Source organism: Streptomyces sp. NPDC059037 (assembly GCF_042740015.1).
GTDB lineage: Bacteria > Actinomycetota > Actinomycetes > Streptomycetales > Streptomycetaceae > Streptomyces.
The window spans coordinates 1-14940 of sequence record NZ_JBHYIG010000045.1; the positions used below are offsets into that span (position 1 = coordinate 1).

Annotated in this window: 16 protein-coding genes; 4 read left to right on the plus strand and 12 right to left on the minus strand. The window is 70.5% G+C overall.

Annotated elements, in window-relative coordinates; genetic code table 11:
• The 4 genes from ACFWY6_RS12490 to pepN all read right to left on the minus strand — a co-directional run.
• On the minus strand, positions 1 to 609 hold a 609-nt coding region (locus tag ACFWY6_RS12490; RefSeq protein ID WP_384688326.1), incomplete at its 3' end, for a SidA/IucD/PvdA family monooxygenase.
• Positions 606 to 2000: a pyridoxal phosphate-dependent decarboxylase family protein gene (locus tag ACFWY6_RS12495; protein ID WP_384688328.1), complete on the minus strand. Its 1395-nt coding sequence runs from the start codon at positions 1998 to 2000 to the stop codon at positions 606 to 608. The genes ACFWY6_RS12490 and ACFWY6_RS12495, both read right to left, overlap by 4 nt.
• A gap of 254 nt (positions 2001 to 2254) precedes the next feature.
• Positions 2255 to 3097 carry an SDR family oxidoreductase gene (locus ACFWY6_RS12500; protein ID WP_384688330.1) on the minus strand — a complete coding sequence of 281 codons (843 nt, stop codon included), beginning with the start codon at positions 3095 to 3097 and terminating at the stop codon, positions 2255 to 2257.
• 116 nt (positions 3098 to 3213) lie between these two features.
• Entirely contained in the window at positions 3214 to 5727 is a 2514-nt protein-coding gene (gene pepN, locus ACFWY6_RS12505) for an aminopeptidase N (protein ID WP_384688333.1), read from the minus strand.
• A gap of 6 nt (positions 5728 to 5733) precedes the next feature.
• Here pepN and ACFWY6_RS12510 point away from each other — a divergent pair, with 6 nt between their 5' ends.
• Positions 5734 to 5895, plus strand: coding sequence for a hypothetical protein (locus tag ACFWY6_RS12510; protein WP_384688335.1), 162 nt, complete (start codon positions 5734 to 5736; stop codon positions 5893 to 5895).
• 561 nt (positions 5896 to 6456) lie between these two features.
• On the opposite strand, the gene ACFWY6_RS12515 is transcribed toward ACFWY6_RS12510, so the two are convergent.
• Both ACFWY6_RS12515 and ACFWY6_RS12520 read right to left on the minus strand, forming a co-directional pair.
• Positions 6457 to 6672: a hypothetical protein gene (locus tag ACFWY6_RS12515; protein WP_384688337.1), complete on the minus strand. Its 216-nt coding sequence runs from the start codon at positions 6670 to 6672 to the stop codon at positions 6457 to 6459.
• 213 nt (positions 6673 to 6885) lie between these two features.
• Positions 6886 to 7041, minus strand: coding sequence for a hypothetical protein (locus tag ACFWY6_RS12520; RefSeq protein WP_384688340.1), 156 nt, complete (start codon positions 7039 to 7041; stop codon positions 6886 to 6888).
• Positions 7042 to 7627: 586 nt separating this feature from the next.
• Here ACFWY6_RS12520 and ACFWY6_RS12525 point away from each other — a divergent pair.
• The 3 genes from ACFWY6_RS12525 to ACFWY6_RS12535 are packed head-to-tail and all read left to right on the plus strand — an operon-like array spanning position 7628 to position 9274.
• On the plus strand, positions 7628 to 7888 hold the full coding sequence (locus ACFWY6_RS12525) for a hypothetical protein (protein ID WP_384688343.1): 261 nt from the start codon (positions 7628 to 7630) through the stop codon (positions 7886 to 7888).
• The gene (locus ACFWY6_RS12530; protein WP_384688345.1) at positions 7860 to 8387 is read left to right on the plus strand and encodes a DUF6879 family protein; all 528 of its coding nucleotides are present in this window, start codon (positions 7860 to 7862) and stop codon (positions 8385 to 8387) included. Before ACFWY6_RS12525 ends, ACFWY6_RS12530 begins: the two co-directional genes overlap by 29 nt.
• Positions 8388 to 8410: 23 nt before the next feature.
• A complete protein-coding gene (locus ACFWY6_RS12535; protein ID WP_384688347.1) occupies positions 8411 to 9274 on the plus strand; it encodes a helix-turn-helix domain-containing protein in 864 nt (287 codons plus the stop codon).
• Positions 9275 to 9312: 38 nt separating this feature from the next.
• On the opposite strand, the gene ACFWY6_RS12540 is transcribed toward ACFWY6_RS12535, so the two are convergent.
• The 6 genes from ACFWY6_RS12540 to ACFWY6_RS12565 form a co-directional block, all read right to left on the minus strand.
• Positions 9313 to 9561, minus strand: coding sequence for a hypothetical protein (locus tag ACFWY6_RS12540; RefSeq protein ID WP_384688349.1), 249 nt, complete (start codon positions 9559 to 9561; stop codon positions 9313 to 9315).
• On the minus strand, positions 9558 to 9788 hold the full coding sequence (locus ACFWY6_RS12545) for a holin (RefSeq protein ID WP_384688352.1): 231 nt from the start codon (positions 9786 to 9788) through the stop codon (positions 9558 to 9560). Before ACFWY6_RS12545 ends, ACFWY6_RS12540 begins: the two co-directional genes overlap by 4 nt.
• A 9-nt stretch (positions 9789 to 9797) precedes the next feature.
• Positions 9798 to 10577 (minus strand): N-acetylmuramoyl-L-alanine amidase, encoded by a 780-nt coding sequence (locus ACFWY6_RS12550; protein WP_384688354.1) that lies wholly within the window; start codon positions 10575 to 10577, stop codon positions 9798 to 9800.
• Between the two features lie 121 nt (positions 10578 to 10698).
• Entirely contained in the window at positions 10699 to 10944 is a 246-nt protein-coding gene (locus tag ACFWY6_RS12555; protein WP_384688357.1) for a chaplin, read from the minus strand.
• Between the two features lie 125 nt (positions 10945 to 11069).
• Positions 11070 to 11591 carry a hypothetical protein gene (locus ACFWY6_RS12560; RefSeq protein ID WP_384688360.1) on the minus strand — a complete coding sequence of 174 codons (522 nt, stop codon included), beginning with the start codon at positions 11589 to 11591 and terminating at the stop codon, positions 11070 to 11072.
• Between the two features lie 12 nt (positions 11592 to 11603).
• Positions 11604 to 14936, minus strand: a complete 3333-nt coding sequence (locus tag ACFWY6_RS12565) for a hypothetical protein (protein WP_384688363.1) — start codon at positions 14934 to 14936, stop codon at positions 11604 to 11606.
• Positions 14937 to 14940: the final 4 nt, after the last annotated feature.

Here is a 14940-nt window from a genome sequence, read left to right on the forward strand (position 1 = left end):
GTGCAGGAGATAGTCCGAGGAGTGGATCACCGGCACGGCGGGGGCGTCCGCGAGGGGCTTGAGCGGCTCGGGGACGTACGGCGCGGTGCCGACGCCGACGGCGACGTTCCTCGTGTACGTCCGGCCGAGCGCCTCGGCCTCTCCCTCCGCGTCCAGCTGGGTGAAGTCGACCTCGAAGACGGCCCGTTCGGTGTTCCAGCGCACCGCGTCGACCTGGTGGCCGAAGTGCAGCCCCGGCAGGTTCTCGCTGGCCCAGCGGCAGTAGGCGTCGTACTCGGCGCGCTGGATGTGGAACCGCTCGGCGAAGTAGAACGGGAAGAGCCGCTCACGGGTCTTGAGGTAGCTGAGGAAGGACCAGGGGTTCGCCGGGTCGGCGAGGGTCACCAGGTCGGCCAGGAAGGGGACTTGGAGGCTCGCGCCGTCGATGAGGAGCCCCGGGTGCCAGTGGAAGCCGGGCCGCTGTTCGTAGAAGGCTGCGTCGAAACCCGCCAGCGGCTGGGCGAGGGCGGCGAGCGAGAGGTTGAAGGGGCCGATGCCGATGCCGACCAGGTCCCGGGGTTCGCCGGGTGTGGTGAGCGGTGGGGTGGGCTGCGCGTTCTGGCCGGTCATCGCGGGGTGGTTCCTTCCACGAGCTTCAGGATCTCGGCGAGTTCGCCGGGCCGGGTGTACGGATTGAGCAGGGTGGCCTTGAGCCAGCGGCGCCCTTCGAGCCAGGCCCGGCCGAGCACGGCGCTGCCTTCGCCGAGCAGATGCCGCCGGGCGTGCGCGATCTGCTTGTCGTCGGCGCCGGCGGGCCGGAACAGGACGGTGCTGATGGCGGGCCGGTCGTACAGCTCGAAGCCGGGGTGCGCGGCGACAAGGTCGGCGAACTCATCGGCCCGCACGCACACTTGGTCGACGAGAGCGCCGATGCCGTCCCGCCCGAGGGCCTTCAGGGTGACGGCGATCTTGAGCACGTCGGGCCTGCGGGTGGTGCGCAGGGAGCGGCCGAGGAGGTCGGGGAGGCCGGCTTCGGTGTCGTCGTCGGCGTTCAGGTAGTCGGCGTCGTGGCCGAGGATGCCGAGGTCGCGCGGGTCGCGGACCAGGAGCAGCCCGGCGGCGACGGGCTGCCAGCCGAGCTTGTGCATGTCGAGGGTGACGCTGTCGGCCCGGTCGATGCCGCGCAGGAGTTCTCTTCGTACGTCGCTGAAGAGGAGCCCGCCGCCGTACGCGGCGTCGATGTGCAGCCGGGCGCCGTGGGCGGCGCAGAGGTCGGCGATCTGGTCGATGGGGTCGATGAGCCCGGCGTCGGTGGTGCCCGCGGTTGCGGCGACGAGGACCGATCCCGGCGGGCCGGTGAGCTGGCTGAGCGCCTCGTCGAGCGCGACGGGGTCGAGGGTGCCCGAGGGCGCCGGGACGACGGCGGGTTCGGGCATGCCGAGGAGCCAGGCGGCGCGGGGCAGCGAGTGGTGGGCGTTCTCGCCGACGAGGAGGTGCACCGGGCCGTGGGCGATGGTGTGTTCGCGGGCGAGGAGCAGCGCGAGCTGGTTGGACTCGGTGCCGCCGGTGGTGACCAGGGCGTCGCCCGTGGGATCCGTGCCGTACACCTCTGCCGCGAGGGCGCGGGTGACCTGGACCTCGATCGCGGAGGCCGCGGGGGCCTGGTCCCAGGAGTCCATGGACGGGTTGAGCGCGGACGCGGCGAGGTCGGCGGCGACGGCGAGCGCGAGGGGCGGGCAGTGCAGATGGGCGGCGCACAGTGCGTCGGCGGGGTCGGCGGCCCCTTCGGCGACGGCCTGCACCAGTGCGCGCAGGGCCGCTTCGGCGCCTTCGCCGCGCGCGGGCAGCACGTCACCGGTGGCCTCGCGCACCCGCAGGGCGACGGCGGTGGGTCCGCCGGCCGGCAGCGGGCCGCCGCGTGCGAGCGCCCCGTCGCGCAGGGCGTCCAGGGTGACGGCGAGCAGCGGCCGCAGCGCGGCGGGACCCTGGACGCCTCCGGCTAGGGGCGGCGGAGTGCTCATGGGGACGTCCTTCGGGTGCGCGCGGGCGGGGCAACCAGCCTGTACGCCGTGGGCGCGGCACGCCCGGGGAGCGGACGATAGGAACCCGAAAGTGGTACTGCCGTGCGGAGAAAGGGTGTTGGGACTGGACGGGATGCTAGGTGCTCCGCGGGGGGCCGGGGGGGTGCGGTTTCGTCTGCGGGTCCGTTGTGGCTGGTCGCGCAGTTCCCCGCGCCCCTTTGGGGCGCCCCCTGCGGGAGGGCGCCCCCGGCGGCCTAGCTGAAGTCGTTCTTGTGGTCCTGTGCCCACTCTTCGAACGTTCGCGCCGCCTTACCCGTCACCGTCTCGACCGTCGTGGTCACCTCCGCCTCGGCTCCGACGGATGCGGCGAAGGATGCCAGGAGGGCCGGGAGCATCTCCGGTGGGACGTGCGGGAACAGGTCCTGGCCCGCCTCCTCCGGCGGCACCTCGACGAAGCGCAGGTCGCGGCCGACGGCACGGCCGATGCTGTCGATCTGTTCCTCGGTCGTCACCGCCGCGGGTCCCGTGAGGCGGTGGACGGCGCCCCGGTGGCTGTTGTCGGCGAAGGCGCGCGCGGCGACGGCGGCGATGTCGGCCTCGTGGATCGGCGCGGTCACGGCTCCGGCGAAGGGGCCGCGGACGGTGTCGCCGGAGCGGATCTGCGGCGCCCACTGGAAGCTGTTGGTGGCGAAGGCGTTGGGCCGCAGGAAGGTCCCGGCGAGGCCGCTCGCGCGGACCTGATCCTCCAGGTCCGCGTGGGCGACGTAGATGGGGTGGGACGTGTCGGCGCCGTCCTCGATGATGCCCGACGACAGCATGACGACATGCTCCACGCCGCCCTTGCGGGCCGCCGCGAGCACCGCTTCGGCGTACTCGCCGACGGCCGACAGGTGCAGGAACAGCGCGGACGCGCCCTCGAACAGCGGGGCGAGCACGGCGGGTTCGGCGGCGGGGTCGAAGCGCGCCACGTCGGCGGACGGCGGGAGCCCGGCCCGCGCCGGGTCACGGGTGAGGGCGCGGACCGGGGTCCCGCCGGTGGTGAGCTGGGTGACGAGGGCGCGGCCCACGTTTCCGGTGGCACCGGTGACGACGATCACGGAGGCTCCTAGGGATCTTGTGCTGGGATTTCGACCCTAGGGGGACGCACCGGGGCGCCGGATCGGCGGCGGGGACCAGTCCGTGTAGGTCCGCGGACCTAGTCCCCGCGGCCCGTTCAGGGCGTCGTGACTTCCCGGACCTTCAACGCCCGTGCCAGATCGTCGAGTTGGTCGGCCAGCTTGCGGCGCAGCGCCGGGATCGGGGCGGCGTCGCGCAGGCATGCCTCGCCCAGGCGGAGGGTCTCGGGGTCCACCGCGGAGGCGGGGAAGGCCCAGCGTCCCGCGACGTCGGCGATGGCGGGGCCGCGGCGGGCGGCGACGGCGACCGCGTCCTCGAAGTAGCGCGGGACGTACTCCCGTACGAGATCGGCCTGTTCGGGGTGCCAGAAGCCCTGGGCGGTCGCGGTCAGGAGGTAGTTGGAGAGGTCGTCGGTGGCGAACATCGCCTCCCACGCCCGCCGCTTGGCCTCCGGCTCCGGCAGCGCCGCGCGGGCCCGTGCCGCGCCTTCCTGTCCGGCGGCGCTGGGGTCGCGCTCCAGCTCGGCGGCGATCGCGGACTCGTCGACGGCGCCGAGGACGGCGAGGCGGGTCAGGGCGCGCCAGCGCAGCTCGGGGTCGAGTTCGGGGCCGCCGGGCACGGTGCCTTCGGCGAGCCACTCCTGGAGCGGGTCGGGCCGCGTCGCCACGTCGATGAAGCCGCGTACGGCGGTGAGCCGCAGGCCCGCGTGCGAGCCGTCCTCGGTGCGCCGGATCAGGTCGCGGCACAGCTCGGTGAGGGTGGTGAGCGCGATGGACCGCTCCTCCGCCGGGAGGTAGCGGCCCGCGATCTGGGCGGTGGCGAAGGTGAGGACGCCCTGGACGACGGCGAGGTCGGTCTCCTCGGGCAGATGCTCGCGGGCGGCCCGCACATAGGCGGCGCCCGCGAGTTCACCGTCGCGGACCAGGTCGCGCAGGCTGTTCCACAGGACGGCGCGGGTGAGGGCGTCGGGAACGCCGGACAGGCCGCGCAGCGCCGTCTCCTGGGAGACCTCGTCGAGGCGGATCTTGGCGTAGCTGAGGTCCTGGTCGTTGGGGACGATCAGGACGGGGCGCCCGCCGTCGCGCGGCTGCTCGGACCCGGAGTGCGGGACGTCCGTCTCGTACCGCTCGCGCAGCACGAGGCCGCGTCCGTCGGTGAGGTCGCGGTCGTACACCCCGACGGCGATGCGGTGCGGGCGGCTGCCGTCGCGGTCGACGGTGAGGGTCCACTCGCGGGCGTCGTGCCCGACCGTCGAGGTGAGCGTGTCGACGCCGGTGGTGCGCAGCCAGGCGTCGGCCCAGCCGTGCACGTCGCGGTCGGTGTTGTGGGCCAGGGATTCGATGAAGTCCTTGAGCGTCGCGTTGCCGAACTTGTGCCGTGCGATGTGGGTGTTGATGCCGGCCAGGAAGTCCTTCTCGCCGAGCCAGGCGACGAGCTGGCGCAGGGCGGATGCGCCCTTGGCGTACGAGATGCCGTCGAAGTTGAGCATCGCGGACGCGGTGTCGGGCACGGCGTCCGGGTCGGGCGCGACGGGGTGCGTGGAGGGGCGCTGGTCGGCGTCGTACCCCCAGGCCTTGCGGGTGACCCCGAAGTCGGTCCAGGTGTCGCTGAAGCGGGTGGCCTCGGCGGTGGTCTGGAAGCCCATGTACTCGGCGAAGGACTCGTTGAGCCAGATGTCGTCCCACCAGCGCAGGGTGACGAGGTCGCCGAACCACATGTGGGCCATCTCGTGGGCGATGACCATGGCGCGGGTCTGCCGCTCGGTGTCGGTGACGGCGGAGCGGTAGATGAACTCGTCGCGGAAGGTGACGAGTCCGGGGTTCTCCATCGCGCCCGCGTTGAACTCGGGGACGAACGCCTGGTCGTAGGAGTCGAAGGGGTAGGGCTCCTCGAACTTCTCGTGGTAGCGGTCGTAGCACGCGCGCGTGATGTCGAAGAGCTCGTCGGCGTCGGCGTCCATGAAGGGCGCGAGCGAGCGGCGGCAGTGGATGCCGAAGGGCAGCCCGCGGTGCTCGGTGCGCACCGAGTGCCAGGGTCCTGCGGCGACGGCGACGAGGTACGTGGAGATCAGCGGGGTGGCCGCGGCCCGCCAGGTGCCGCCGCCCACATGCTCGGTGACGCCGTTGGCGAGGACCGTCCAGCCCTCGGGGGCGGTGACGGTCAGCTCGAACACGGACTTCAGGTCGGGCTGGTCGAAGGCGGCGAAGACGCGCTGCACGTCCTCCATGAACAGCTGCGTGTACGTGTACGTCTCGCCGTCCGTGGGGTCGGTGAAGCGGTGCATGCCCTCGCCGGTGCGGGAGTAGCGCATGGCCGCGTCGACGCGCAGTTCGTGCTCGCCCCCGGTGAGCCCGGTGAGCGCCAGACGGTTCTCGTCCAGGCCCGCCGGGTCGAGGGGCCGCCCGTCGAGGGTGACGGAGCGCAGCTCGGCGGGCTTGAGCTCGACGAAGGTGTCCACGGTGGCCCCGTCGTGCGCGAGCGCGCTGAAGCGGATGACCGTGCGGGAGTCGAAGGTCTCGTCCCCCACGGTCAGATCGAGCTCGACCGTGTACCGGTGGACGTCGATGAGCTGGGCTCGGGTCTGCGCTTCGTCGCGCGTCAGTACGGACATGGGTCCATGCTGCCCGATGCCGCCGACAACGGTGCGGGCCGCCCGAAGATCGGTGCCGGGCCGCCCCGCCGTCACGAGGACTTGGCGATGGTCTCGTGGTGGCGGATGACCTCCGCGATGATGAAGTTCAACGGTATGACCTTGGCCCTGCAACCACCCTGGTCGTGAGGGTCAATCCCCTTGATGACGTGCGACTTTGGGCGCACGATTCACTGAACTCCGCACTCTCAGTACACCCTCACTACTTCCGGGAACAGGGCCACTACGCCCCCTCGTCTCCTAAATACCTCCCAAACGATCTTCGCGTTTCCGCAGGTCGCCCCGACAAAACGAGACCACCCCCGGCTCCAAGGGCATGGAGCCGGGGGCAGTCGAGTGCCGGGCCGCCACAGAGGGGGGCACCACAGTGGGACGACCCGACACGTTCTTGTGTAAAGGCTGATCTTCATGTGTAACAGAGCGACGCCATCGGGGGCTTAACCCGACATAGCGAATGCTTGTTCTATTCCCGTGACCGTACCTCCACCCAGGCGGCATATGCCACCACGCCCACGACTTCCACACAGAACGGCCCCGACCGGATCGGGGTTCCGGTCGGGGCCTGATCGGCGTACGCGCTGGGGGCGCGTCTGCTGCTGACTGCGGGTGGCCACCCTGAGGCAGTGGAGCGGGTGGCCACCCTCTCGCCCGCCGCGCGGCCTCTCCAAGCTGGCGGCGGGGAGCCTCGGGTCATTCCTCTTGGGGCAGCTCGGCGCGTGGGCGTGCGGGCGTCGGCACTCCGCGAGCCTCGGCCCGTGCTGCCTGCAGTGCTTCGCTCTCCTCGGCCGCCACGTTCTGGCAGGAGCACGGACACCAGTCCTCGGGTGGGCCAACGGCGAGACGGTTGCCGTCGATGGTGACCGCGGTCGACAGCTCGCAGTCGTGCGGCTCGTCGGGCTGTCCCATGAGCAGCACGCGCAGGCAGGGAACGCACGGTACGGGCAATACCTCGGGGCTTGCGCGGGGGTGGTTGCCCCCTGGCGGACCCGCTGAGTTGGTCATGGTTCTCCACGCGATGGATTGGATGAGCAGGGGTGGGCGGCCGCTCTCCGCGCACAAATCAGAGCGGCCGCCCCCTTCCCGAGCCGTGGCTTGTCCGACGAGTCCACGGACGGGGTCTCAGCTGGCTTGCGTCTCGTCGGGGCGGCGCGGCCAGTCGATGCGCTGGTAGTAGTTCCGGTGCTCGCCGTCGTGCTGCGGCGGGAGGGTGCAGCGGATGTCAGTTCCCTGCTTACGGATGTGGCAGATGCCGGGGATCGGGACGCGTTCGCTCATCGCCGGGCTTCCTTCACTGCTTGCCGCAGCGCGCTGCCGTCGGTGCAGCGGGCGGCCTCGTCGGCGCACTGCTCACAAGTCTGGGTGTGGTCGAGAAGTGCCCCGTAGGCGCGGGAATGAGCGCAGGAGGGGCAGGCTCGGGGGAACCAGACGAAGTCGGTGGCGAACCTGCGGGCAGAGCGCTGGCCGAGCTCAACGGCCGTCTCTGTGGTGAGCACAACGGCGCACCACACGCAGGCCCGGCCACATGTCTGCGCCACGGACAGCCTGTCGACAGGCGGCGCCGGATGAGCTGCTAGCTGGGCCTGGCTTTGCCCCGAAGGTCCGGCGTCTCTGGTGATGGGCATCTGCATGCCTCCGCTGGAGTGGTCCGCCCAGCTCTCGTGCGGCGTGTGCATGGGCAGAGTGGTGAGCTGTCGCTGGTCACGACGCTAGGGAGGTGATGTGCACCACTTCCATCAATGTGCACCGATGTACACGCTGATGTATTCCCGCTAGATGGTGGCCACTTGGCAGTCTTGACCACGTGCGCCGAGAGGGTGACGGTGGTGTACATCTGTGCACACCAAGAGCGTCGGAGGCAGCAATGAAATTACGGTTCGTCGGAATCGATCCCAACACGGGAACAGGCGAAAGCCCCACCGTGTGGGTAGACGAGGACAAGCACGAACTGGTCTTGCAGGGATGGAAGGCCGGCCCCGATCTGGAAACTGAATGCGCGAGCACGGAGATCCCCGGACACGCGAAAGGGATCCCCGACCATGAAGCCGTAATCCGTATCCCGGCCCGGATGGTGTCGATCCTGAGGGAGGCCTGCGATGCCGCAGAACGTGCCGACCTTCGCTGAACTCCTCGACGGTGCGCAGCGAACGGCAGTCCACCTAGAGATGCGCGATGCCTACGGAGTCGGTGGTGAAGCTGACGACTTCGCCCGCTGGAAGGCAACCGGCCGGCGAGACGTCGACCCCGGTTCGCCGTACTGGTCGCCGTGGGTAGAACTGATCCGTCGGACTGTTGCCCGCGGTGTGACCGTGCGTCGTGCTCGCATCGTGTCCGAGCCGGTCAGCGACTACATCCGCTACGAACACGCCGGTACGCCGGTCAACCTGAGCGCGGGTGAGCGAGTTCGCTGGCTGGCCCGACGGCGCGCCTCGGACATCGCCCTCCCCGGCAACGACTTCTGGCTGATCGACAGCAAGCTGGTCCGCTGGAACCACTTCACCGGTGACGGCGCATCTGGTGGGGGCGAGATCAGCGCCGATCCCACGGTGACCAAACTGTGCGCCGATGCCTTCGAGACGGTGTGGGCGCGAGCAATCCCGCACGACGAATACAAGATCAGTTAGCAGGAGAGGCGCCCGGCCAGTTCATGAGCACATCCCCGTCATCCTCGGCACAGGCCGCGCGTGAACGCGTCGCGAAGCGTCTTCGTGAACTCCGCGATGACGCAGGCCTGACCGGGACCGAGCTGGCCCAGCGCTGCGGGTGGACCCACCCGAAAACGTCCCGCATTGAGAACGCCAAGACTCCGCCCTCACCGCAGGACATCCAACTCTGGTGCAGGGCATGCGGCGCCGACGAGCAAACAGCGGACATCATCGCGCAGTCCCGCGATGCCGAGAGCCAGTACCTTGAATGGCGACGTCAGGTACGCGACGGTCTGCGCCGCCTCCAGGGCAGCTACGTGAAGCTCTTCCGCCAGACCACACTGTTCCGCATCTATTCGCCCACGCTTGTCCCCGGCCTGCTCCAGACGGAGGGCTATGCGCGAGCACTGCTCAGCGCGAACGCTCGCCTCCTCGACATCGTCGACGACGCCGAGCAGGCAGCGGCCGCTCGGCTCGACCGCTCAAAGATCATTAACGAATCCGGGCGCCGCTTCGTCCTGCTCATCGAGGAGGCGGTCCTCCGCTACCAACTCGGCGACGTCGAAGCGATGGCCGCGCAGCTCGGGCGCCTGCTGACCGTTGGCGCACTACCCGCGGTGTCGCTCGGTGTCATCCCGGAGGCGACAGCGCAACGGGTCCTGTGGCCGCAGGAGTTGTTCCACGTGTACAACGACAAGCTCGTCTCTGTGGAGCTGATTTCCGCGCGCGTCCAGATCACACAACCCAGCGAGATCGCCCTGTACCTGAAGGCGTTCGAGCAGTTGCGGAGCATGGCTGTGTACGGGGCCGACGCGCGGGCCCTGATCGTGAAGGCCCTTGACGCATTGGACCGCACGGGGACATGACGAAAGCCCCCTCCCGCCCGAAGGCGAGAGGGGGCTGTTCATCGGGCAAGTAGCGAGATTGCACCCGTCACCGCGCCAGCCACACCGGCGAGGGTGGCGATAGTTGGCAGCGGCCACCGCCCGCGTTCAAGGGCGCGGATGCGAGTCTCGTGGTCCTGAATGTTCGCGGCCTGCCCGGCGAGCCCATCGAGCTTGGAATCCACCCGCGTTACGGCATCGTGCAGAGATCTCATCTCCTGGTACATCTGCGCCGAGCTGATGAAGACGCCGGGGTCCTGCGCCGTCACTTGCGCACCCTCACCGTCTCAGTCAGTCCCGGCCCCTCCACGCCGCCGCTCGTCGCCACGGCGGTGAGAAGCGCGAGCACTGCCGCGAGCCCAGCGGTGCCGAGCGCGCTCTCCCACGGCACGGACAGGAGGTCCGTTGCGCCGGCGGTGAGCACTGCGGCGAGCGACTGCGCGAAGGTCCGCACGACGCGCTCGGCCGTCGCCCTCCAGAAGGCGGAAGTCATCATGGGTCTACCTCACTTCTTGGGGAGCTTGAGCTTCTGGCCGATCGCGATTTCGTCGGCGTCCTTCAGGTGGTTGAGGTCGGCGATGTCGTCCCAGCGGTTGCGGTCGCCGAGCTTCGCCGCGGCGATGGACCAGAGGGTGTCGCCCCTGCGGACGGTGTACGTCGACGTCCCACCCGGTGACCACGAAGCGGGGTGCTTGAGCCGCTCGGTCACGCGCTTGTGGATGTCGGCCCAGTCGAGGCCGGGACCGCGGGGGTCGACCTTGCCGGGCTGCCAGTCGAGGTGCCGGATCACGGAGGCGGCGGTCCAGCCGTGGCGGCGGCAGAGCGCGGCCGAGGCCCGCACGATCGCCTCGACCTGTGCCTTGGGCCACGGGTCGCGGCCATCGCCGAGGTTCTCGCACTCGTAGCCGTAGAAGTGCCGGTTGCCGTCGGTGTTCGCCTCGTTGTCCGCGGGCGGTGCCTTCTCGGCGATGACCGCGCGGAGCACGTCGTCGTCGCCGAGGCCGGCGTGGTTGGCGCGGCCGTATCCGACGAGGTGGACGCGGCCGTCCTTGGTGATGACGCCGTGGCACAGCGGGCCCGGCAGGGAGGCATGGCCGTCGCGGCAGACCTTCACCGTGGCCGCGCTCCCCTTGGTGACGGTGTGGTGGATCATCACGCCGTGCACGGGTCCCCATGGGCCCTTGTGGTTGCGGTTGCGGTGTTCCCAGGCGCCGACCTCGACGACGGTGACGCCCTCGTCGCGGAGGGCGTCGAGGAACGATCCTGCGGACAGTGGTGGGGCCATGGGGTCTCCAGACATGAGGAAACCCCGTCGCATCCGGCACGCGACGGGGGCGGGGAGCCGTTCGGCGGTGAGGCGGAACGGTCTGGTTATGAGGACAGAAGGAGTGTCCTGGCGGGGCGTTTCACTTGTTGAAGCAGAAGCGGTCAGATCCAGGTTCGAAGAGTCCGATAGCGCTGACTGTGTTCCCACACGCATTGGCACCCGGGTTGATGGGCACCTGGACGTTGCCGCTGACGCGGCCGGGTGAGTACTGCGTGGCGCCAACGGCATGGGCGCCGGGGAAGGGATCGGCGGCGGCCGCGCCGGCTCCGCCGATGACGGTGGCCGTGACGAGGGCGGCTGTGGCGAAGATCGTGCGCATGCGCATGGGGTGCCTCCTGGTGAGGGAACGGGTCTTCCGGGTACCAGGCCTCACCAGTCCGACATTCGGATAAAACGATCAGGGGCCGTCTGCCGGAATCGAGCCGTTCGTTCGTGGGACCCCGGCCGCAGTTAGGAGGCGGCTTCGTAGGAGCCCCAGATGTTGAGGCGGTCGCCGACGGCCCAGGCGGTGTTGCCGGGCTGCACGGTGGTCGTGCTGCTGGCGGTCTGTGAGGGCATCTCCTGGCTGTCCATGAACCCGCCGTCGCCGTTGACGACGATCGCGGTCAGGGTCTGCGTGCTGGCGTTGACGTAGGCCGAGGCCTGCCAGCGCGCCGAGGCGGAGGTGTCGAAGATCCAGGCCTCCAGCGGCTGCCAGGTGTTGCCGTCGGCGGTGTACGGAGCAACCGGCAGGGAGAACGACCAATTGGCGTCAGTGACGGACTGCGCCGAGGTGGCACCCCACGTGAACCGCATCGCGATGTTCACCGTGGGACCCACGACCTGATAGCGGCCCAGGAGTGTTCCGTCGCCGAGCGTCGTTGTGCCCGAATCGGCCGTCCACACCGGGGTGTAGGGCTGCCAGAGTCCGGCCATGGCGTTGAGCCGTGCGGCGGTGATGCGCTGGCCGGGCTGCCACAGGGCGTACGCCATGCTGCCTCCTTCTCAGAGTGCGACGATCGTGGGCTGCGCGAGCCGGAGATCGGTACTTGCGGTGTGGGCTTTGACGATGCCGTTGATGCTGCGGGCGAGGGTGAAGCGCTGCGGGTTGACGAGGACGAACTCGTCGTAGAGCAGCTGGGGGTTGACGTTGGTCATGCCCGCGAACGCCGATGCCGACAGGCCCACCGCACCCGCGGCGATCGGGTTGGTGACGATGGTCTCCGCGTGGTGCCACACGGCGGGCTCGGCCGTGCCGGTGGGCCACACCCGCATCTGGATCAGCTGCCCGGTCAGCTTCACGCGCATCTCGAACTGGGCGCCGGCGGTGTAGCTGTAGGGGAGTTGCGCGGTGTCGCCGATCTGCGTGGTGTCGCGGGTGATGGAGGCGAACATGCCGCCGCCGGTGGCGAAGTGGATCCGCGTCCGGTAGTAGTTCGCGGTATCGACGTGGCGCAGCAGGACCGCGGGCACCATCGAGGCGCCCGTGGCCAACTGCGAGACCGCCATCCGCACTCGGACCTCACAGTCCCCGATCGGCCCGGTGAGGGTCTGGAAGCGCAGCGTCGAGGGGACGGCGCCGAGGGTGATGATGCCGCGGGTGCCGTCCACCGAACGATCCGACGCGGCGCCGCTGACCTCCGCCCACGCCTCCCCCGAAGACGCGGTACCCCAGGTGTTGGCCAGGGTGCGGGTGAAGCTGTCGGCGGTGTTGGTGATACCGGTGACCGTGGCGACCTCCCCACCGAACCGCACGTCGAACGGAAACTCGCCCCCGGCCGTCACCCAGGACGGGCCCTCGGTGTGCACGGGCACGCTGGTGGCCGTGGCGTCGAGGGCGGCGGCGAGGTGGCTGCCGTCGGTGTCGACCCGGCCGAGGAGCACGTCGTCGGTCACGCCGACCGTCCAGGGCCCGGCCGGATCGCAGGTGAACTCGATGTCCCAGGTACGGATCCCGAACGTCTCGCTGTACCCGGTCACGATCAGGTCGACCGGACCGGGCGGCAGCCACGGCGGCAGGTCGGTGATGCGGATCTTGTCGCCGATCCCGAGCGCGAGGACGGCCGGGATCAGGTGGGGCGCCTTGTGCAGGCGGATGCGCACGGTCGGGTAGCGGGCCTCATCCACGGTGCCCAGGTGCACGCGCCAGGCAGCGATGGGCTCGGCCTGATGGTCGCGGGCCAGGGACAGGGTGAGCGCCTCGTCGTAGCGCCCGACCCCTGCCGGGGGTGCCTGGATGGACAGCGGGCCGCTCTCCTTGACGACGCGCGCTGAACTGCCGCCGTTGCGGGTGACGGTGACGTCGTTGCGGACGTGCTGGTCGTCGTCGACCGGTTCCAGCGGCGGCGCCACCTCGCCCGCGTAGGTGAGGGTGAGGGCGGGGCTTTGGTTGTAGAGCGTGGTCCGTGCGCGGTAGCGCAGCGCGGCGCGGGCCCGGTCCTCGTACAGGATTCCGCCGTCTGCCTCGGCTGCCTCGGCGAGCAGGTCCAGCAGCGCGGCTGGCAGTTGCGCGCCCACCGCTTCGCTGCTCGCCTGGTCCCCGGCCAGGGCCAGGGCGATGGACTCCTCCCCGCTGAGGCGGACCATGCGGTTGATGGCGCTCTCGCCCGTCCACGCGTCGATCGCCCCGTCGTAGGCGGCGGTGGTCGCGGTGGGCCAGACGCTGATGTGCCCGATCGCCATGCCGTCCAGCAGCGGCGAGTAGCCGTCCGGTGGCGAGGCCACGGCGGTGGGCCGTCCGATGGTGCCGGTGAAGGTTCCGGAGAACGACCCGGCGTCGCCGCCGACGTCGGTCCACCGAATGACCCACTCGACCGTGGAGCCGTTCTGTGTGGCCCGGAACTCGACCCGCATCCACTGGTTGAACAGGTCGTTGGTCGTGCCGATGTCCTGCGAGACGACCGCGTTGCCGTCGTCGTTGCGGCCCAGGATGCGGGCCCCGTTGTTCTGCTGCTGGATGTACCACTCGGCGACCGTGCCGGTGGAGCGGATCCGCAGGAAGGTGCGCAGGTCCGCGGGCACGCTGTCGAGCCGGTAGACGAACTGGACACTCCAGCCGGACAGCGGCCCGGCAGACGCGGGGACCCGGCCGTCCATCATCGGTAGGCTGCCGCCACTGGAGGCCAGCGTGGGCAGGGCCCCACTGCTGGGCAGGGTGTCGGTGGCGGCCCAGTTGGCGCGGGTGAGGCGCAGCGGGCTCACCCCGGCGATCGGGCTGGAAGCCTGCGTGGCTTCGCGGCCATCCTCCATCGGCCAGTACGCCAGCGGCTGATAGCTGGGGATGCGGCGGCGCAGCGTGGAATCCAGGGCCTTGGCGCCCTGCCCCATGCGGCGCAGCACCCCGGCCGCCTCGATGGGCACCCACACATCAGCGCCCGAGGGCGTCCAGCGCGGCGGCCACTCGCTGATCTCCACGGCGAAGCGGATGTGCCGGTCGCTGATGCGTGCCTGGTTCTCCACCTGCCACAGCACCCCGGCCGCATCGGTGAACGACCCCGTAGCCGAGGCCTGGACGGTGAAGTCCGGTGCGGCGACGAGGGGCCCGTCGATGCCGTTGCGCACCTCGAACGCCCAGATCTCCCGCTCGACGCTCGCGAACCCGACCGCTCCGACATCCCCGACCTCGAGCGGCGCCGTCCCCACGAGAATCGAGGTGACACCGCTCCCGGTGACGGGCTCGCCGAGCAACGACCAGGGGCCGCCGATGTGCTCGGCGACGTAGAACCGCACGGTCCACCCGCCTGCCCCGTTGTTGACGTCGAGGGCCGCGCGCACCGCCAGGCGCCTGCCCGGCCCGGCGGCCACCGGCTCGGTGGAGCGGGCGATGGGCAGCGTCGTCCCGTCCGGCGACCACCGGAACTGAAGCACGCCGCTGCTCTCCACCAGAAGCGCCCACGAGCGCTGCGGGGTGCTGGTGTCGTACTTGCCGCACAGCTCGAAGGCGCCGTTGGCGAACGGCCCCGCCCACGTGGCCGAGGCCTCGATCCGCACATCGATGTCCCCCGTGATGTCCAAGCTGGGGGCATCCGCGGCGCGTGCCCGCCCGATGGATGCCTGGGGGACGACGAGGCGGGTCGGTCCGGGCACGTGCACCCGCAGCGGAGTGTTGCGGCCCAGCAACCCGAAGTACGGGCTGAGCGGGTTGCGCGTGGAGTACTTGCCGTCCCGGTTGTTGATCTGGAGGCGCACGCTGCCGGGGTCCGCCCGCACACCCTGCTCGGGCAGACCGCAGCTGTAGGTGATCGGCTCGCGCAGGTACAGATCCGGGGTGATGTCGGTCCACACGCCGCCGATCTGCACCTCACCGCGGGCGCCGAGCGGGGTCTCCGGGAACGCCACGACG

Coding starts and splice junctions, on each gene's coding strand:
- ACFWY6_RS12525 (WP_384688343.1), top strand. CDS start 7,628: ATGAAATTACGGTTCGTCGGAATCGATCCCAACACGGGAACAGGCGAA.
- ACFWY6_RS12520 (WP_384688340.1), bottom strand. CDS start 7,041: ATGAGCGAACGCGTCCCGATCCCCGGCATCTGCCACATCCGTAAGCAG.
- ACFWY6_RS12550 (WP_384688354.1), bottom strand. CDS start 10,577: ATGGCCCCACCACTGTCCGCAGGATCGTTCCTCGACGCCCTCCGCGAC.
- ACFWY6_RS12535 (WP_384688347.1), top strand. CDS start 8,411: ATGAGCACATCCCCGTCATCCTCGGCACAGGCCGCGCGTGAACGCGTC.
- ACFWY6_RS12495 (WP_384688328.1), bottom strand. CDS start 2,000: ATGAGCACTCCGCCGCCCCTAGCCGGAGGCGTCCAGGGTCCCGCCGCG.
- ACFWY6_RS12560 (WP_384688360.1), bottom strand. CDS start 11,591: ATGGCGTACGCCCTGTGGCAGCCCGGCCAGCGCATCACCGCCGCACGG.
- ACFWY6_RS12515 (WP_384688337.1), bottom strand. CDS start 6,672: ATGGGACAGCCCGACGAGCCGCACGACTGCGAGCTGTCGACCGCGGTC.
- ACFWY6_RS12510 (WP_384688335.1), top strand. CDS start 5,734: ATGCTGCCCGATGCCGCCGACAACGGTGCGGGCCGCCCGAAGATCGGT.
- pepN (WP_384688333.1), bottom strand. CDS start 5,727: ATGTCCGTACTGACGCGCGACGAAGCGCAGACCCGAGCCCAGCTCATC.
- ACFWY6_RS12545 (WP_384688352.1), bottom strand. CDS start 9,788: ATGATGACTTCCGCCTTCTGGAGGGCGACGGCCGAGCGCGTCGTGCGG.
- ACFWY6_RS12555 (WP_384688357.1), bottom strand. CDS start 10,944: ATGCGCATGCGCACGATCTTCGCCACAGCCGCCCTCGTCACGGCCACC.
- ACFWY6_RS12530 (WP_384688345.1), top strand. CDS start 7,860: ATGCCGCAGAACGTGCCGACCTTCGCTGAACTCCTCGACGGTGCGCAG.